This window comes from Bacillota bacterium (assembly GCA_033549065.1).
In the GTDB taxonomy this organism is placed as follows: domain Bacteria; phylum Bacillota; class Dethiobacteria; order DTU022; family DTU022; genus JAWSUE01.
In genome coordinates this window covers 25,744-44,288 of the sequence record JAWSUE010000012.1, presented here as the reverse complement: position 1 = coordinate 44,288, position 18,545 = coordinate 25,744, and the positions used below count along the sequence as shown (strand labels likewise).

Below are 18,545 nucleotides of genomic sequence, written 5' to 3'. Positions count from 1 at the left end.
AGTTATAGCTTATCTTAATTCGATATCAAGCCCGGCCCGTTCGATCAGTTCCTTTGTATCAAGAAAATATTCGCCCAGCATGCTTAAATGCATTTCCTGAACCCGGTATTCAGAAATGACAGCCGCCTCATCAATTGCTTCGATGGTCGGATTGATCGGCACCTCCAAAGATGCATAGGAGAACTCACGCTGGTTCTCGGGCAGGAGAAGCCAGTTAATAAAAGTTTTGGCGTTATCCGGATTGGGTGATCCTTTGATAAAAGCGATGCCGGCGCCATTTATCACCGCTCCCATTTCTCCTTCAGCCTGATCGGGATAGATTGCTCCCACATTGTTATTGGTCGGTTCTCTCAACTGCTGGTGGTAATAGTAATTGTTAACCAAGCCGAACCTGAATTCACCTGCTCCGACTGCACGCCTGATATCGCCATGGCCTTCCATTATGGCCCCGGCATTTTCTTTAACCTGTGAGATCCATTGTGCCGTCAGCTCATCACCCCATTCATAACGGAGGGCGGAGATATGGGCGATCATTCCTGAATTGCCTCCCCTGGTGATAGCAAACTGACCTTTCCACTGCTCGTCGGTAAGCTCCCAAACTGTTTTCGGCATTTCTTCTTCGGAAATCAGATCTTTGTTATATATGAAAACTCTTGTTCTTGCCGATAAGGCAAACCAGGAATTATCTATAGCTCGGTACCTTTGATCAATCGTATCGATTCCGTCCGGCTCAAACTCCTGCAGCAGTCCTTCCATACGCAGATATTCCAAAGCCCCGATATCATTTGAAATAAAAATATCAGCCCTGGGGTTACCAGCCTCTTCAACTATCCTGCTTACTACACCACCGCCGGCGTGCAGAGCCAGAACCTTGATTCCTGTTTCTGCTTCAAATTTCTCAAGAAGCGGGTTAACAAAATTTTCGTTGCGGGATGAATAGATAACCAGTTCGCCTGCAGCATCTTCATTGATGCTATCTCTGCCGCAGCCAACCAGGGTGAACATTATAACACTTAATATTAGAAGCGCCAGGGAAAACTTGAATTTCATCGCTTGTAATACCCTCCTAATTGTTAGTAATTACTAACTTTATATATAAAAAATAGAAACACCTGAATTGAGCATGCATCGTTTGATATTAAGCCTATCACTTTAGTAGTCTATTGTCAAGCATAAACACATCTTTTACTAATAACCGCTATTATTTAATTTACCAGATGAATAATGTAACGGATCAAACTGTAAATTCCCAGGACTGCTCCCAGCAGTAGATAGATCATAATTCAGGGTGATATCCTTCTATACCATGGGGCTTTTAACATTTTCATTAGGATGCTCTCTTTTCACTGTTTATGTAAAAATGGACTAGCTCATTAACTCTTTACAATTATAATATACCATCATCCATAATTTTCATATACTTTTGATTATATTACTACTATATCTATAGACATACTTGACTATTCGTTTTGCAAATATTACACTATAGTAAAGCATGTAGGAAAGTAGGAACCAAATCATGTATGCGCGAGTTGGCAAAATACCGGGAAATCATGTGAAACAGGTCCTCGAACTCCTTAATGAAGTTGAAAAAGAAGAACTCAAGGAAATGAAGGGCGTTTACGTATTAGTAGATGAAAAAAAAGAAAAGCTGATGACCATCACCCTCTGGGAATCAAAAGAAGATTTGAAAGCTTCTCTGCCGGCAGCTAAAGAAGTATTTAAAGAAGTAGAAAAAATAACCGGATGGCCTGTTGAAGTGGAACATTTTGAAGTTGCTCTTCAGCAATAACTCTAAATGTATCGTCATCTAAATTACCGGGCTAACCAAAATGTAATTACTTTTGGTTAGCCCGGTAATCTGTACAGAATAATTGCATTAAAGCCTTTCTGTTCATCAATGTAAAAGCATAACAGGAATAATTTTTTACCCTTTTTTCAATGGTATATTGTTGTCAAGTAAAATTTCTCCTACGATGGAAGCAGCGGTTCCTACAACATTCGTGCACTTGTCATCATATGCCCCCGCCTGGATAAATTGCTCTTTTTCTTCAGGATCTGCGGTATTGAATGAGCGCCCCATAATTTTAGTCTGAACCTGCCCACATGTGAAGCCGCCAAATTTCTGGAAAAATCGATCTTTGTAGATATTAACAATCTCTTTTGCCTTATCCATCGCATCAGGGTTTTCAAAATCCTTTTTCTCTCTGCCAAAAAAATAGTTAAGAATCAAAACCCCTCCGTTAAAAGCTCCGCAATAACCGTTTGTGACCGATGCAATCCCACCGGCATAAGCTGAGGCAGATTTAAAGATCAGATCATCTACATCAAAAAATTCCTGGATTGCGGCTACCGTACACTGCCCACATCCATGATTATTCCTTTCAAACATGAAGCCTTTTTGATATAAACCCTCGAGAACCTCTTCTTTTGTACCCATTTCCACTATACACCTCATTTCGGCTTAAGTAAGACTGTAAGCTGGGGTCAGGTCTTGAATTATCACTTTTTAGGCCTGACCCCGTTACTCTTATACTGTTATAACCTTTGTTCCTGATTTTAATTCATCGGTTAAAATCGATCCGATATAAAGCACTTCAATATCCATGGCACTTAATCTTTCACTCACTTGATACTTATCAGCACAGGCCTTACACGCCCTTACATTAACTCCTGCATTTTTTAATTCTTTCAGTTCTTCCTGTATATTCTTATTTTCTGAAGCAACCTTTGCCGAAGGGCCCCATATTATTAATTCAACCTCGTTCCACCAGCCTTTTAATTTTGAATTTCTAGCGTACATAAATGCCATATTAATCGCAGCTTCTTCGTCCCGAGAAATCCATAAAACAACTAATTTGTCCTTCATATCATCAAACCCCTTAAAATTTAAGTTATAAAATATAAGCACGGGATATCAATTGTGAATTGGCAAGAATGGGGTCGGATCTTGAATAATTGACCCCGTCAAGATTTGGCGGGAGTAGATGGGAATCGAACCCACCGCAGGGGGCTGCCCTGCCACTGGATTTGAAGTCCAGGAACGCCACCAGGCCGCTAACTACTCCCATAAATATAAACCCCTGAAAAAGGAGTTTCCAGGAAATATTCTACCAGTTAAGATGCCATAAAGCAACATAACCGGCTCATTTCATTAAAGATGATAATGGGGTTAATCGCAGTACGCAAGGAAGAAAATGAATCCAGTAATTCTTGTTAAACAATTTTTAAAAATATATCGGCCAATACGGGATCAAACTGGCTGCCTGCATAGAGTCTGATTTCGGCCAGCGCTTCATCCCTGGTCATCGCTTTCCGGTAAGGCCGGTCATTTGTCATAGCATCATAAGAATCTACAATTGATAGAATCCGGCATTCAATCGGAATTTCTTCACCCTGCAGACCCAGTGGATATCCACTACCATCAAATCTTTCGTGATGGCGAAGGATCAGATCTGCTATATGAGCCAATTCGGGTGATGACTGGGCAATCCGGTAACCTTTTTCAGGGTGCTGCCGCATAATTTCCCATTCTTCCTCTGTCAGTCCACCTTTTTTAAATAAAATCTGGTCAGGGATTCCCACTTTCCCTAGATCATGTACCTGGGAAAGCATGGAAAGAGCAGCTTGGGCTTGCTGGTCCAAACCCACCTCTTCTGCCATTTTCCTGCATAGCTCCTGTATTCTTTCGGCATGCCCGCTTGCGATATAATCCCGTTCTGAAAGTGCAGCCAATAATGCATTCACTACCTGGCTGCGGGCGCTTTCCGCACGATTCTGTTTTTCAAAACGCATTTTGCTTATGGCTTCTTTAATGCAGTCGTCGAGTTTTTCGGATTGGTCATGACAGATTGAACAACCGATTGAAACGCTGATCGGTATCCTTCCGTGCTCTTTATTGAGTTCGTTTATTTCATGGGTGATCTGGGCAACAATCTTTTCACACCTGTTAGTATCTGAACGCAGTAACAGAGTGATAAATTCATCACCACCAACCCTGGCCAATATGTCGCTTTTTCTGAGTGGTTTTTTCAATAAATTTGCGCAGGTTTTCAAAATCATATCGCCTTCCTTCTGGCCAAAGGTTTCATTTATAAGCATCAATCCGTCCAGGTCTGCGGAAATTACAGCAACCGGGTACTCGTTACCCCCATCAAGCTTGGCAAGCTCATTTTCAAAATATACCCTATTATATAGACCGGTTAATTGATCGTGTAGGGTAAGGTACTCGAGCTGCTTCTGGTACTGACGGTGCTGATTTCTCACATCGGCTTCACGTAATTCGCGTTCAATAGCAGGAACCAGGCGGGAGAGGTTACTCTTCATAATATAGTCATGAGCTCCGCCCTTCATGGCATTTACAGCAATTTCCTCACCGATCGTTCCAGAAACAATAATAAAAGGCAAATCTCTTCCACTTTCTTTTAAAACTTTCAGGGCTCCAGGCGCACTGAACCTGGGCATGGCGTGATCGGAGATGATCAACTGCCACTGAGGATCATCCAGGGCTGCACGCAAAGCTTCTTCTGTTTCAACACATCTATAGATAGGCTCAAAACCACCTTTTTTAAGTGCTCGCAGGATCAATAGCAGATCATCTTCTGAATCCTCAACGATGATTACTCGCAGTATTGACAAACTGTATCAACTCCTTCAAACGACTTTGGGGAGGCTGTATATGATAGAATATTAATTTAAAATAATTCTCCCAAAAATAAAATAATTCCTTTAATACATTTTTTGATTTTATGAATCGGGAATAAAATAATCTTACAAATGATTAAAGCGAAAGGGTAATTAACCTCTTTTTCATTGTGAGCTCGCTGAAGCCAAACCTTTTTTTAATCCACTGAAAAGCTTCGCGATGATAGAAGAATACATGAGTGGGGTCATTTTTATAATACCACTTTTCAAATTCAAATTCATCGTCGTAGAGTTCGGTCATGCAAAATAGCGAACCCCCGGGCAACAGAAGTGAACGCATCAGTCTGAATTCATTTTGTGGGGAATGAAAATGTTCGATCACTTCCGAACAGATTATATAATTATATCGTGCTTCTAAAACCGAATGATCAGGCCAGTAGAAAGGATCATACAACAGGGTTTGATATCCCCTCTCCTTAAGCAGATATGATGCAACCGGTCCTGAACCTGCGCCGTAATCGAGCCCGCTGTCTTCCGGATAATATTTATTGATTACAGCACGAACCAATGGTTGGACAAAAAGCCTGTAACCTGGGTCAGAAACATCATTATTATGTTGATCGTATCTTTCTTTTTCTTCAGCCGGTGAAAGATAGTTTTCAGGTGATAGCATCACAGATTGGCAACCACTGCATTTCAAGTAATCTCTACCCCTGTGAGTAGAAAAATATAAGGCCGGGGCATGGCATAAAAAACAGCTAAGTTTTTCCATGGCGAGAATCACCTGTTCGAATTATTATTCTTATCATAGCCTCTATAGGACTTGACTGCAAATTCTCTTTGTTATAAAATGCACATGTAAGCAAACCGAATAAGCAGTTCCTTCGAACCATTTTCTCTAAAGCGCTTCGCTCAGGCCACGAGAAATGGCCGGCAGGGTATGGCTGGAAACGGCTGTGCCTCCCATTGTGGAAAGAAGGTTCACTCATATTTAGTGAGTATAATCGCATTTCCAAAGTGGGGAAATGCGGTTTTTTTGTACGGAAGGAGGTGTAAAAATTAATGAAACTATCAGCAAGAAATCAATTGAAAGGTAAAATTACTCAGGTTAAGGAAGGTCCGGTTTCGACAGAAGTCACCATTGAAATTAACGGCATTAATATTGTATCCAGCATTACAACCGGTTCGGCAAAAACAATGGACTTAAAAGTCGGTGATGAGGCTTATGCAATTATCAAAGCCAGTTCGGTAATGGTGGGTAAGTAATATTTTGAATATAACTAAATATTTACCTTCGATCCATCAAGCCTAAAGTGTTTATATGATCACCATGGCTAGTGGACGTTAGGGTACAGTTGGAAACAACGGTGCCTCCCAGTGCGGAAAGAAGGTTTGATCATGCTTTTATGTCAGGCCGCATTCTTCGGGAGGAGAATGCTTTTTTAATTTAAGACCATTGAATGATAGAGCATGTTCACAACCTTTATTACAAAATATACAACCCGGAAAGGAGGCAGTATAACAAATAACCGCTGCAGACCGGTGAAAGGGTAATATAAATTAATTCTTGTCCTACAATAAAAGTAATAGCAAATCAAATTCAGGAGGAAAAAACATGCTTTACCGAAAAAATTCATTACTACTATTCTTTGTTTTATTTTCATTGGTATTTGGTCTCTTGATGTTTACAGCCGGTTGTGCCCAGGATACAACCCCGGAAGCAGAACCCGAAGAAGAACCGGAAGAAGTCCCGGAGGAGACCCCGGAGGAAGTTGAAATCATCGACACCATAATCCTGGCAACCACCACAAGCACCTACGACTCGGGCCTGCTTGATTTTCTGAATCCTATTTTTACTGAACAAACCGGTATTGAAGTACAGGTCGTTTCCCAGGGAACCGGTGCAGCATTGGAAACGGGAGCACGCGGAGATGCAGATGTTTTACTGGTTCATGACCGGGTTTCGGAACTGAGGCTTGTCGACGAAGGTGCATTTGTTGACCGTTACGATGTTATGTACAATGATTTTATTTTTGTCGGCCCCGATGATGATCCCGCAGGGATCAAAGCTGTGAGCACTGCTGTTGAAGCATTTAATTTAATAGAAGATAGCGGTAACACCTTTGTTTCACGAGGTGATGATTCGGGAACTAACAGAATGGAATTACGACTCTGGGATAGCGCAGGTATTGATCCAACCGGTGAAAGCTGGTATTTATCCATCGGGCAAGGTATGGGTGATACCCTGAACGTTGCCAATGAATCACTCGGGTATACCCTGACTGACCGCGGCACCTATGTAGCCATGAAAGATACTCTGGATCTGGTGATCGTGCTGGAAGGCGACCCGGTCCTCTTTAACCAATATGGTGTTATGGCTGTTAATCCGGAGTTGCATTCACATGCCAAGTATGAATACGCAATGATGTATATTGAGTTCTTGATGTCAGATGAAGGTCAAAACCTGATCAATTCTTACCAGGTAAATGGAGAAACCCTCTTTTTCCCGGGTTATGGCCTTGAATAAGTGCAGTTGAAGCATGTCCCCTTTTTAAGATTTGGAAATAACTTGATATTGAGCATTACATCCAAATTATTTGTCTGGAATTAACAATGTGTTGATCATTATCAAGTTATTCTTGCGGAGGTGTATTTTTGTCACGTTTATTTGAGGGTATTATCGAAGCCTTTCGTTTAATTATCGCTTTTGATCCTGAATTACTGCAGATTGTCCTCTTATCGCTCAGGGTATCCGGAACAGCTATTATCATTTCATCATTAATTAGTATACCCCTCGGCGCCATACTGGGTTTAAAACCTGAGAAGAAAACCCGGTTACTGAATAAAGTAATATTTACTTTTATGGGAATGCCTCCGGTTGTGGCTGGTTTGATCATTTACTTAATTCTTTCCCGACAGGGACCGCTTGGCGTACTTGGAATTCTTTACACTCCTGCAGCAATGATCATAGCCCAGGTATTTTTATCATCGCCAATCATTACAGGCTTAACCATGGTCGGCATCCGGGCTAAAGGCAGTGAAATAGAAGAAGTCGCCCGATCCCTCGGGGCCAGTTCTTCCATGGCCATTCGGACCGTCATAAAAGAATCTCGGTACGCTTTGCTTGGAGCAATCATCACCGGATTTGGTAGAATCGTGGCCGAAGTGGGAGCGGTAATGATTGTTGGCGGTAATATTGCCGGTCATACCAGGGTTATGACAACCGCCATAACCCTGGAAACACGCAAAGGGAATTTCGAACTGGCCATCGGACTCGGTATCATTCTTCTGCTACTCTCCTTTATTGTCAATTCTTTACTCTATACAATTCAGAAGGGGGGCAAAAACAATTAATCCCGATAATAATTTATTTGAATTAGCCAATATAATAAAAAAATACGATAAAGAAGTATTGAGTATTAATAATCTCACAATTCAGAAGGGTAAAATTTATGGAATTATTGGTCCCAGCGGAGCCGGAAAAAGCACCCTTCTACGGATAATCAACCTGCTCACCATGCCGGATCAGGGAAGCATCCTTTATAAAGGCAGCCCCTTGCCTTCAAATGGTCAGGATCGTCTCACTATACAGCGTAAAATGTCAATGGTTTTTCAAAAAACTTTACTCTTCAAAGATAGTGTTTATAATAACGTGTCATATGGATTAAAAGCGAGAAACTACCCGCATAAAGAAATTCATGAACGAGTTACTACTCTACTGGACCAGGTTGGTTTACAAGAACTGGCCAGAAGAAGAGCCGACACTTTATCAGGGGGAGAAGCACAAAGAGTTGCAGTTGCCAGGGCTATAGCATTTGAGCCCGAACTATTATTACTGGATGAAGCGACAGCTAACCTTGACCCTATTAATGTTGAACTTATTGAAAAATTAATCTGTAAGTTAAATTTGTCTAAATCAATTACTGTCATGATGGTAACCCATAATATTTTCCAGGCCAAAAGGATTGCCAATCATGTGATATTCATCAATCAGGGTAAAATTATAGAAACAGGTAAAACAGAAGATATATTTAAAACTCCGAAAACAGAACAAACAAAAGCTTTCGTTGAAGGTCGTATGATTTACTAAATTGATAAGGGTACAACATGCAAATCGGAGCATATGAATTTAATTTAAGAGAACTATCAGGGGCTATGGGAGATTTTGGAACATTAATACCTCTCGCCATAGGTTATATTGTAGTATGTGGTTTAAACCCTTCAGGTTTACTGGTAACTATAGGTCTGGCCAATATCATTACAGGGCTGATATATAAATTGCCCATGCCAATCGAACCGATGAAAGTTTTGGCAGTTGTCGCCATAGCCCAGGGTTGGACTCCATCAATGGTCTATGCTTCAGGCTTTGGGATGGGAATTGTCTGGATTATTTTTGCACTAACAGGGTTAATGAAGCATATAGCCCGGTTTACTCCGAAATCTGTAATACGCGGGATTCAGGTTGCTCTCGGAGGATTACTGGCAATTGAAGCGCTAAAAATGGTCTCTGATTTTTGGTTGCTCGGCATCATATCGGTTATAGTTATACTACTGCTTCGTAATAATCGTTACATGCCGGCAGCTGTTACTCTGGTGGTTTTAGGTATAGCAATCATGTACTTCAGGGGAGACTTAACTGATTTGAGCGGCCTGGAATATTCACTGCCCTCCATGACTTTCTTTAAGCCTATTGAAGTCTGGGAAACCATGCTTTTAGCTGGATTTGCTCAAATACCGCTGACAGCAACCAACGCTGTGATATCAACATCATCTTTGATAAACTCATACTTTCCTGGCCGGTCAGTTGGCGAAGGACGTTTATCTTTGAATATGGGATTAATGAATATTCTATTTCCTTTTTTAGGCGGCATGCCTTTATGTCATGGAGCCGGTGGTTTGGCTGGCCAATATTACTTCGGAGCCCGAACCGGAGGAGCAAATATTATTGAAGGCATGATCGAAATTGCTATGGGTATTTTACTGGCCACTTCAATCGCCGGCCTTTTTGCACTATTCCCCATGGCAATTATCGGTGCAATGATGTTTATGGTTGGTATAGAACTGATTAAATTTTCAAGAGATGTTTCGTTAAACTGGAATATGATTGTCCTGGCTGTAACTGTTTTAGTTTCAGTTTTAACCAACATGGCATTTGGATTTCTTGCCGGTTTAGCTGTTTATTACATGATTACATTTTATATTAGCCGAACAATGAAAAAGCAGGCCAACGATGATACAGTTGAACTGAAAAAAAATAAACCGGTTGAGTAGATCCAACCGGTTATATATAAATTTTTGAGGCTTAAATCCACCTCTTGGCGGGGCGCTCCCCCGCCCTTCTTTTTGAGATTACTCTTTCCAGGCTATAAAACGTGCCCAGCATGAAGCAAGTTCCATTCCTCGCTGGAGGAAACAGCCGAGGAAGTAACGGCCACCTTCCAGATCATTTAGATCCTTGCCCAGGTTTTCGGCATGGACAACACCATGCGGGAAGAGATTGAGGTGCATATCCTGGTAGTACTTGTCCAGCGGGTACATTTCATCCCAGTCCTTACCGTACTTCTCTTTCAGTTTCCGGTTTGCTTCTTCAAAGGTCTTCGGATGGAAGATACGCTGGATCGTATTCATCGGGTGTTCCATGGCCACACAGTCAATGCCGAGCCACTTGATCTTCTTCTTCATGCACCATTCAGCGAAGTCCGGCGAAGGACCTGGATGGCGGATCATGTACCTGAATTCATCCGAATCAGGGCTAGCCCAGCCATATTTCCCATATCCGGTCTTGACGATAAGGATGTCTCCTTCTTCTACATCAACTACCGATTCGATCATCTCGGGGCTGTATACACTGGTATCGCTGACCATTTCTGATATATCGGCAATAGCGGCAGGGCCGATCCAGTATTCAAAGGGGGTCTGACCAATCGTTTTTCCGTTAATGTAGAAGTGAGGTTCACCATCCATGTGGGTTGCAATGTGGAAGCTGCACTTACAGTGGGCATTATTACGACCTAAGCCGAAATACTGCCCGCCTACACGCTTGGTGTAATGAGCAATAAGTGGGATATAGTTTGCCCACTGTGGTGTCTGCACACTGAAGGGTACTGAGAGATCATAAAGTTTTGCTTTATTCATCGCTGCAAAAAACTCATCTTCGCTTACTCCATCAGGAGCCTTAGCCGCGGCAACCCTTGACCAGGCTGATTCCACTTCTACGAAAGGTAGTGCCCCGATTATGATCCAGGCTCGCTGATTGTTCAGCTCTTTAATCTGCCCCCCCAAAGATTCGGCCAGAAGCAACCCGGCTTTGGGCATAGTTTGATGAGTCAGCTTATAATACTCATCGACCGGGAACATTTCATCCCAGGTTTTACCATGAGTTTCCTTCAGTTTATCTTCAGCTTTCTTGAATTCTGCTGCATGCATATAGCGGATATTGGTATTCATTGGGTGTTCGGCACAACCGCAGTCAACGCCAATAACTTTCAGTTTCTTTTTCAAAGCCCATTCAAAAAATCCGGGTGCGGGACCGGGGTGGCGAACCAGGTAGGAAAATTCCTTGTTATCAATTCCTCCCTGCCCTTTCGGGTTTTTAACATCCGGCTGATCAAAGGTATATTTATGGTAGCCGGTGTTAATAAGCAGGATATCGCCTTCTTTTACTGTAACCCGTTTCTCGATCATTTCCGGGGTATAAAGACTGTAATCAGATACATCAGCTGAAATATCGACAATAACACCTTCGCCGCAGATGTCCTCCAGGGGGATATCGGCTATCGTCTTCATGCCCGAATGAAAAGCTCTCGGTCCGACAAGGTGGGTCCCCGTATTATTCGACCATTCGATCAACTGACCGTTTGCGCCCTGCCCACCATGATAAGAACCGGTGACCCGCTTGAAAAAATGAACCTGCAGCGGCATCTCACCAGGCCAGGGGGGAGTAAAAATGCTTAGAGGCTGAGTCAGGTCATACCATTTTGCTTTACTGAGCAAATCAATCATGTTTTTACTCATGGCAACCTCCACATAGTAAGATTTATGAAGCATAAAGCTTTAAACAAGAGATATCTGAAAAAATTATAGCCTGTGCAAGCAACAAATGTCAAACTATCTCATATTGTTTATTATATTTTTAACTTTGAAATCCTTTATGATTAACTAACGAAATAAAGGCTATTTGTTTGTTAAAATCCTACATTCCGAAGGGTTAAAGGGGACAGTGGGACAGGGGATTAATCCCCTGCCCCGACAGATTTTATCCTGATCAGTAAATGCCCAGGCTATTTGCTCAGCTTCTCAATATAGCTGTCAAGTTCAGCTTCAACTTTTTCATCCAAGGGTGGATTCTGGAAATCCTGCAGAACCGATTTAACATATTCATGCGCACGCTGGGGAGTATCAGTCAAATCTGTTGCCCCGGCATAATTAATCCTAGCACTGATAAACGGCAGGCGCATATCCCGCATGTGATTGAAGGTATGTTCATCTGCAATGAAATTGCCTCCACTGCCAACCCTAAGCAGCGTATCAACAGCCAGGGTATCTTCATTGATCGGGAAACCCTCTGCATATGACTTAACCATCCCGAGCATTTCATCATCTATAACAAATTTTTCATATGACATGGTCATATAATTCTCGAGCAGCCCGGCAGAGTGTAGGATGAAGTTTGTCCCGCTGAGAATTGTATTCATTAAAACCATCATTGACTCATAACCGCTCTGGCTGTCTGTAATTATGGCATCAGTAAGCGCTCCACCGCCGCGTGATGGCAGTCCGTAGAATCTTGCTAACTGCGCTATGACCGAGAACATCTTTACTGATTCGGGGCTGCCGATGGCCAGGTTGCCTGTCCGTAAATCGACGATACTTGACGCGGAACCGAAGACCACCGGAGTCCCGGGGCTGACCATCTGGGCAAATATGATACCAGAGAGGATCTCCGCCGCCTGCTGGACCAGTGAACCGGCCAGGGTAACCGGCGATGTTGTGCCGGTCATCGCCAGAGCAGCAATAATTACCGGCTGATTATTACGGGCATAAACCATCAGCGCATCGAGCATTCGGGAATCGAATTCCAGGGGACTATTGGTATTGATCAGTGAGATCAGGCAGGGGTTTGTACGAACGGTATCGATCCCCCCGTATATAATCGAAGCCATCTCGATAGTTTCCTGAGCTTTTTTACTACCCATAGCGCTGCCCATCAGGCACTTGTCTGTATATTTTACAGCAGCATGAAACATTTTTGCGTGTCTCAGATGATCGGGGATATCATTTGGCTCAACAAGAACGCCTCCGACAACATCAAGGTTTTCACTCCGGCCGGCGAGCTTTGTAAAAGCTATATAGTCATCATAGTTAGCATTTCTCCTGGCGTTCTGAACATAATCCATCACATATGGAGAACCGTAACCTGGTGCATGAACAGTATTATTGCCACCGACAACAACATTTTTCTCAGGATTTCTGGCATGAAGAGTAAACTCAGACGGAGCCAGGGCAATCTTTTCCATGACCAGTTCAGGCGGGAAAAAGACTCTCTCACCTTCTACTTTTGCTCCATTTTTCTTCAATATATCCCTTGCTTCCTGGGAGTAAAACTCTATACCGTTCTTCTCCAGTACGGTTAATGTAGCCTGGTGAATTTTTTCCAGATCTTCGCTCTTCAGGTAGTCTACAGCTTTCAAATCGCGATTGATCATTCTTATCACCCTTTCCTAAACACGCGAATTAAAACTAAACTAGAAAATCAGCCTGTCCTGTTAAATCAGTTTATCGGCACGGGACGCCTTCAGATAATTCATGGCATAGGGATCGAGATTTAGAATAACCTCCGCTGCTTTTACCAGGCTCATCTTCTTCTTGTCCAGCGGATCAACTATCGCTGAATCCATCCCGCGTCCCATGGCAAGCACGATAAATGCCTGGTTCAAAAGAGCGCGGTGTGGCAAACCAAAAGAAATATTGCTCAGCCCGCTGGTGATATGGCAGCCGGATTCGAGGTTTTTTATTTTCTCAATAGCTTCCAAGACCTGCGGCCCATATTCTCCATTGACACTAACCGGTTTGATCAGTGGATCTAGAAATACCTTTGTCAGATCAACTCCATCTTTATCGAGGTTGTCAAGAAGCCTTTTCGCTACATCCAGCCGGTCATCGGCGGTTTCAGGCATACCTTCATCGCTCATGCAGAGAGCAATCACTTCAGTTCCTGCTTCCTTGACCAGGGGAACCAACTGTGAGTAACGTTCTTTCTCGAGGCTTATTGAGTTAATCATGGGTACACCTTTATGTACTTTTAATGCTTCCTGCAAAGCTTTCGGATCAGGACTATCAAGAGCCAGAGGTTTGCTAACGACCTCCTGGACTTTCTCCACTAACCAGACCAGGTGTTTTGCCTCATCATGGACATATGCTCCGGCATTGACATCAATGAAGTCTGCTCCCGCCTCTTCCTGTTTCAGGGCCAGATCCTGAAGATAGGCCACATCCTGCTCGTCTATAGCTTTCTTGATCGCCTTGCGGGTTGAATTAATCAATTCTCCGATAATAATCATTTTTCGCTTTACCGGTTTTGAAATGTACCGGTAACCAAACCTCCTTCTACAATATTGTTTATGATTAGCCGCTCCAGGGTTTACCAACGGCTGATATCTCTATTATACTTTCAATAAAGAGTTTATTGTCAATTGAATCTCCTTCTGCTGTAGAAGTAATCTTGCTGTAGCGATCCTGTCTTTCAACCAATGTTTCTATCTCAACCGCTCCTCCTGCAGAAGCCTGTTCATAAACATATTTTTTACCTTCTCGGTATGCATAATCTACTGCTTCATCAAAGATCATAAAAAATTCTCTCTGGTAAGGGCTGTGAACCAAAAAACCTCCACCCTCTCCGGGCTTAATTAATATTGAGATCCTTTCAACTGCCTGACCGCTGACAGTTCCAACAGCATTGGCCACATCGGCATACTGTGGCAGAAAAAGTTTTGCCTGAAGCCTGTCGGCCAGTTCAGGAAAATAAGCATCGACAGGAGCTCCAACTGCTACAATGGGATGATTCAGACTGGTAAAAAATTTAACCTGACTATTAGTATCTCCATTATCTCTGCTAATTATCTTCCTCAGCATATAGTTGGCAGCTTTTTCATCCGCAAGTGATAGGACTACACCCTCTTCTTCAAGAAGACGGTCCAGGGTTAGCGCAGCAAGTTTAAAAAGAATCTCTTCCAAAACTTTTTCAGCAAATTCAGCTGGTGACTGACGGTAACGGGTTGCAAGCATTGCCGTTCCCAATTCAGCAGCTTTCATATCCCATAATTCCAGTTTGCCCTGGAAATGCAAAATATCTGTTGGAGTCAACGACGCCCGGTGAACGGAAGCAACATTAACCAGTCGATGCCAGGGCAAAAGGTCAATCTCTTTCTGCAATTTCCGGCTGATGTAATGGAGTGTATGAGGCCCGTCTTTGATCAAATCTATTATTTGCTTTTCGGTTGCGGTGAGTTTAATATTAAGCGGATCCCTGATGTAGTTCAAAATGATCGATGGCTGAGTATCCATAATAGCATAGTCAATCGGCCTGATTTCTTCCAGTTCAGCAGTCAGGTAAGGGTACTTTGAAGCGATCCAACATAAAGGAAATACCCTTTGCGGTCCGATTGAAAGTACTGCATTTTTCGATACCTGGATGAGGCTGTCTCCACCAAGGCCGATAGTCGTGATCTTGGCTGCCTTGACCCTGGTTAACCATCCTCCCACACTCGCCCCTTCTTTATTCAGCGAAGGCCTGCCATTTCTGAGAACGGCAACATCAGTGGTGGTCCCTCCCATATCAATGACAATGCCTTCTTCAACACCGGTTAACGTCAACGCTCCGATTATACTGGCGGCCGGTCCGGACAAGATTGTCTCGATCGGCTTTTCCCGGGCTTTCGTTTCGCTGATCAAACTGCCATCACCCCGGACCACCATGAGCGGAGCCTCGATGTTAAGCCTCTCCATACCCTGCTTGACAGAATTCATTAAATCGGTAATCAGGGGCATCAGTCGGGCATTGAGAATTGCCGTGACAGTTCTCTCATGCATTCCAAGATCTGTACTCAGTTGGTGTGCTGCAACAACCGGGTAACCGGTGAGCCGCTGGATCATCTCGACAACCTGCATTTCCTGGATCGGATTCCTGATACTCAAGTACCCGGATACAGCAAAGGCATCAACATGATCCTTCATATCCAGGATTGCCTTCTCGATCGCTTCGAGATTAAGTTCTTCCCTGATCCTGCCTTTGATATTGCAACCACCCGGTACTACTGCGACATAGGGAGTAGGTAGGTCCTGCCGGGCTTCAAAACCGATCTGGATCAGACCTACCTCGGCTCCCTGACCTTCAACTATGGCATTGGTGGCTAGTGTAGTGGATAAGGAAACCATCTTGATCTGCCCTATATCTACCTGTCCGCTGTTGCTCTCCTGAAATGCTTCAATCAGTTGATCTAGACATCGGTTTACAGCAAAGGTCAGATTATGCCTGGTCGTTTCCACTTTCGTTTTGGCTTTTACTGATTTTTTTTCCAGGTCGAATATTACACCATCGGTAAATGTTCCCCCTGTGTCAATCCCTAAAGCCAGGTTTGCCATGATATATCCCACCAATATGTAGAAGGTTTACTTGTTCAATTTAGATTCTGCTTCGGCAATGATATCCTTGATCTTCTGCTGCACATCTTTCGGCAGAGGCTCAGGTTCATAATTTTCGAGAATATCTATTACTTTATCATTGGCTTTATCAAAGAGAGTTTTAAAACCGTCGGCAGCCCAATTTTCATAGATCTGGCGCTCAAACAAGCGGGGATACCAGGTCTGCTCCTTGAAGTGCTTCATTGTATGCTCCTCACCGAGGAAGTGTCCGCCCGGGCCAACTTTGTCAATTACATCAAGGGCCAGGGTTTTGTCGCTTACCTCAATACCGCTGACTATCTTGCGGGCAATACCAATTAAATCGTCACAGATTGTCAGGTATTCAAGCGATGCTGTATTACCATGCTCAATATATCCCACATCATGGTTCAGGTTTGCTCCTGCCTGAGCTGTAAGCAGAATTGACATTGCACCCTCAATCAAAGCCTGTTCGTCAACAACTTTTGCATCAGTACATCCGCAGGTGCCGAACATGGGAAGATCAAGATAATGATGAATATCTGCCAGAGCAGCCATCATCAGATCAAATTCCGGTGAACCATATGAGAATATGGTGGTCTGCATATCCATAACGGTAAATACGCCGCCCATGATGAACGGGCTGCCCTCCGATGTCACCTGGTTAAGAACCAAACCGCTCAGGCTTTCGGCCAGACCGTTAGCCATGGCTCCGGCCAGTGTAGCCGGTACTGTTCCGCCGGCCATGATACACGGTGTATATACAACAGGTAGTCCCTTCTTCGCTGCCAACATCAGCTTGCGCGCTGAATCATTGGGGTGCTGCAGGGGTGAAATCGGCTCTGCATAAAGAGTAAGAAACGGGTGGTTCCTCAATTCCTCTTCCCCGCCGGCTATCAACTCGCACATTTTGATGATATCTGAATAGCCTGGCTCATCGATCGCAGTAATAACGATCGGCTTGGAAGTATTCAGGACCATGGCTTCGAACTGGTAGCGATCGTATACCAGCTGGTGAACATCCTGGACAATACCCAGGGACATTACAAAATCAAGATTGGGAAGTGCATCGATGACCTTGGTGGCCATTTGAACAGTCTTCCTGCTTGCTTTAATTCTCTCCTGGGTGTAAGGATCAATAAAATTGGGAGTATCGGAACCGGTTCCGAAATAAGCATTCCCGCCTTCCATCTCCATAACCCTTTTACCGGTCCTGCTGTTGCAGAGTGAAACCTTTCTCGGAACAGTGTTCAGGGCTTTCTCAACCAGCTTAAAAGGTATCCGAACCCTTTTACCGTCTACATAGCAACCTGCTTTTTTCATCCTGTCAACTGCTTCATCGTCTAAATATGTAACTCCGGTCCTTTCCAAAACTTCCATCGCCGCTGCTACCAACCGCCGGCACTGGTCGTCCGAGAGAACCTGCAGGAAAGTTGATCCCTGTGCTTTAAAGCAACTTTTCATTTTCCCAAATTCTCCTTTCTCCACTTGGTTTAAGAGCGGTTAGATTAACCGGCCAGTTTCTGGGCAAGGTCCTTGGCCGAAGCGGCATCAGGTGCCCATCCATCGGCGCCAATCTCATCGGCAAAGTCCTGGGTTACAGGCGCTCCACCAACTATAACCTTGACCGAATCTCTTAAACCTTCTTCCTTCAATACTTCAATCGTATCTTTCATCGCCAGCATCGTCGTCGTCAACAGCGCACTCAAGCCCACTACCTGCGCCTTGTGCTCTTTGACAGCCTGCGCAAATTTCTCAGGTGTAACGTCCACACCTAAGTCCACTACTTCCATCCCACCTGATTCCATCATCATCCCAACCAGGTTCTTACCGATGTCATGAAGGTCCCCGGCTACCGTGCCCAATATTACCTTGCCGGTCGATGAACTCTCACCTTCCACCAGCAAGGGCTTCACAATATTCATCCCTGCATGCATCGCCTTCGCAGCCATCATCACTTCGGGAACATACATGTCGCCTTTCTTGAAACGGTCTCCTACCACATTCATCCCGCTGATTAACCCTTTGTTGATGATCTCTGTCGGCTTAACGCCTTCATCAACCAACTGCTGGGTTATCTCGCCGGCTTTTGCCGCATTACAATCAATAATGGCTCCCGCTAAAGATTCAAAATCTGCCATTAAGTAAACACTCCTTTCTGACTATTCTTTTTTTTATTGAGTGGCATAAACCGCCGGATGCAAAGTGCATCCGGCGGAATATACCTTAACTCTACTATATAT

17 protein-coding genes, 1 tRNA gene and 2 riboswitches are annotated in these 18,545 nt (G+C 43.7%); of the genes, 6 read left to right on the top strand and 12 right to left on the bottom strand.

Going from position 1 to position 18,545, the window contains the following annotated elements; genetic code table 11:
• Positions 1–9 precede the first annotated feature (9 nt).
• Positions 10–1,050, bottom strand: a complete 1,041-nt coding sequence (locus tag SCJ97_09320) for an extracellular solute-binding protein (protein ID MDW7740238.1) — start codon at positions 1,048–1,050, stop codon at positions 10–12.
• A gap of 469 nt (positions 1,051–1,519) precedes the next feature.
• On the opposite strand from SCJ97_09320, the gene SCJ97_09315 reads away from it, so the two are divergent.
• Positions 1,520–1,792, top strand: coding sequence for a hypothetical protein (locus SCJ97_09315; protein ID MDW7740237.1), 273 nt, complete (start codon positions 1,520–1,522; stop codon positions 1,790–1,792).
• A 135-nt stretch (positions 1,793–1,927) separates the two neighbouring features.
• Here the strand turns inward: SCJ97_09315 and SCJ97_09310 are convergent, their stop codons facing one another.
• The 5 genes from SCJ97_09310 to SCJ97_09290 all read right to left on the bottom strand — a co-directional run bounded on the left by SCJ97_09310 (position 1,928) and on the right by SCJ97_09290 (position 5,416).
• The gene (locus SCJ97_09310; GenBank protein MDW7740236.1) at positions 1,928–2,440 is read right to left on the bottom strand and encodes a C-GCAxxG-C-C family protein; all 513 of its coding nucleotides are present in this window, start codon (positions 2,438–2,440) and stop codon (positions 1,928–1,930) included.
• Between the two features lie 90 nt (positions 2,441–2,530).
• On the bottom strand, positions 2,531–2,869 hold the full coding sequence (locus SCJ97_09305) for a DsrE family protein (GenBank protein ID MDW7740235.1): 339 nt from the start codon (positions 2,867–2,869) through the stop codon (positions 2,531–2,533).
• A 106-nt stretch (positions 2,870–2,975) separates the two neighbouring features.
• A tRNA-Sec gene (locus SCJ97_09300) sits at positions 2,976–3,069 on the bottom strand.
• Positions 3,070–3,216: 147 nt separating this feature from the next.
• On the bottom strand, positions 3,217–4,638 hold the full coding sequence (locus SCJ97_09295; protein ID MDW7740234.1) for a diguanylate cyclase: 1,422 nt from the start codon (positions 4,636–4,638) through the stop codon (positions 3,217–3,219).
• 142 nt (positions 4,639–4,780) lie between these two features.
• Positions 4,781–5,416, bottom strand: a complete 636-nt coding sequence (locus tag SCJ97_09290) for a class I SAM-dependent methyltransferase (GenBank protein MDW7740233.1) — start codon at positions 5,414–5,416, stop codon at positions 4,781–4,783.
• A 98-nt stretch (positions 5,417–5,514) separates the two neighbouring features.
• Positions 5,515–5,639, top strand: a riboswitch (molybdenum cofactor riboswitch).
• 67 nt (positions 5,640–5,706) lie between these two features.
• Between SCJ97_09290 and SCJ97_09285 the strand changes: the two genes are divergently transcribed.
• The 5 genes from SCJ97_09285 (at position 5,707) to SCJ97_09265 (ending at position 9,915) form a co-directional block, all read left to right on the top strand.
• A complete protein-coding gene (locus tag SCJ97_09285; protein MDW7740232.1) occupies positions 5,707–5,910 on the top strand; it encodes a TOBE domain-containing protein in 204 nt (67 codons plus the stop codon).
• A gap of 14 nt (positions 5,911–5,924) precedes the next feature.
• A riboswitch (molybdenum cofactor riboswitch) is annotated at positions 5,925–6,050 on the top strand.
• 209 nt (positions 6,051–6,259) lie between these two features.
• A complete protein-coding gene (locus SCJ97_09280) occupies positions 6,260–7,171 on the top strand; it encodes a substrate-binding domain-containing protein (GenBank protein ID MDW7740231.1) in 912 nt (303 codons plus the stop codon).
• Positions 7,172–7,299: 128 nt separating this feature from the next.
• Complete coding sequence (locus SCJ97_09275; GenBank protein ID MDW7740230.1) at positions 7,300–7,998, top strand: ABC transporter permease; 699 nt, start codon at positions 7,300–7,302, stop codon at positions 7,996–7,998.
• A gap of 58 nt (positions 7,999–8,056) precedes the next feature.
• Complete coding sequence (locus SCJ97_09270) at positions 8,057–8,734, top strand: phosphate ABC transporter ATP-binding protein (GenBank protein MDW7740229.1); 678 nt, start codon at positions 8,057–8,059, stop codon at positions 8,732–8,734.
• 17 nt (positions 8,735–8,751) lie between these two features.
• Positions 8,752–9,915: a putative sulfate/molybdate transporter gene (locus SCJ97_09265; protein ID MDW7740228.1), complete on the top strand. Its 1,164-nt coding sequence runs from the start codon at positions 8,752–8,754 to the stop codon at positions 9,913–9,915.
• A gap of 78 nt (positions 9,916–9,993) precedes the next feature.
• On the opposite strand, the gene SCJ97_09260 is transcribed toward SCJ97_09265, so the two are convergent.
• From SCJ97_09260 to SCJ97_09235, 6 genes are all read right to left on the bottom strand, one after another.
• Positions 9,994–11,658 carry a cyclase family protein gene (locus SCJ97_09260; protein MDW7740227.1) on the bottom strand — a complete coding sequence of 555 codons (1,665 nt, stop codon included), beginning with the start codon at positions 11,656–11,658 and terminating at the stop codon, positions 9,994–9,996.
• A gap of 266 nt (positions 11,659–11,924) precedes the next feature.
• Positions 11,925–13,349 (bottom strand): trimethylamine methyltransferase family protein, encoded by a 1,425-nt coding sequence (locus SCJ97_09255; GenBank protein ID MDW7740226.1) that lies wholly within the window; start codon positions 13,347–13,349, stop codon positions 11,925–11,927.
• A gap of 60 nt (positions 13,350–13,409) precedes the next feature.
• Positions 13,410–14,204 carry a methyltetrahydrofolate cobalamin methyltransferase gene (locus SCJ97_09250; GenBank protein ID MDW7740225.1) on the bottom strand — a complete coding sequence of 265 codons (795 nt, stop codon included), beginning with the start codon at positions 14,202–14,204 and terminating at the stop codon, positions 13,410–13,412.
• 64 nt (positions 14,205–14,268) lie between these two features.
• Positions 14,269–16,284, bottom strand: coding sequence for a hydantoinase/oxoprolinase family protein (locus SCJ97_09245; GenBank protein ID MDW7740224.1), 2,016 nt, complete (start codon positions 16,282–16,284; stop codon positions 14,269–14,271).
• 27 nt (positions 16,285–16,311) lie between these two features.
• Complete coding sequence (locus SCJ97_09240) at positions 16,312–17,790, bottom strand: trimethylamine methyltransferase family protein (GenBank protein ID MDW7740223.1); 1,479 nt, start codon at positions 17,788–17,790, stop codon at positions 16,312–16,314.
• Positions 17,791–17,810: 20 nt separating this feature from the next.
• On the bottom strand, positions 17,811–18,443 hold the full coding sequence (locus SCJ97_09235; protein ID MDW7740222.1) for a corrinoid protein: 633 nt from the start codon (positions 18,441–18,443) through the stop codon (positions 17,811–17,813).
• Between the last annotated feature and the right edge of the window lie 102 nt (positions 18,444–18,545).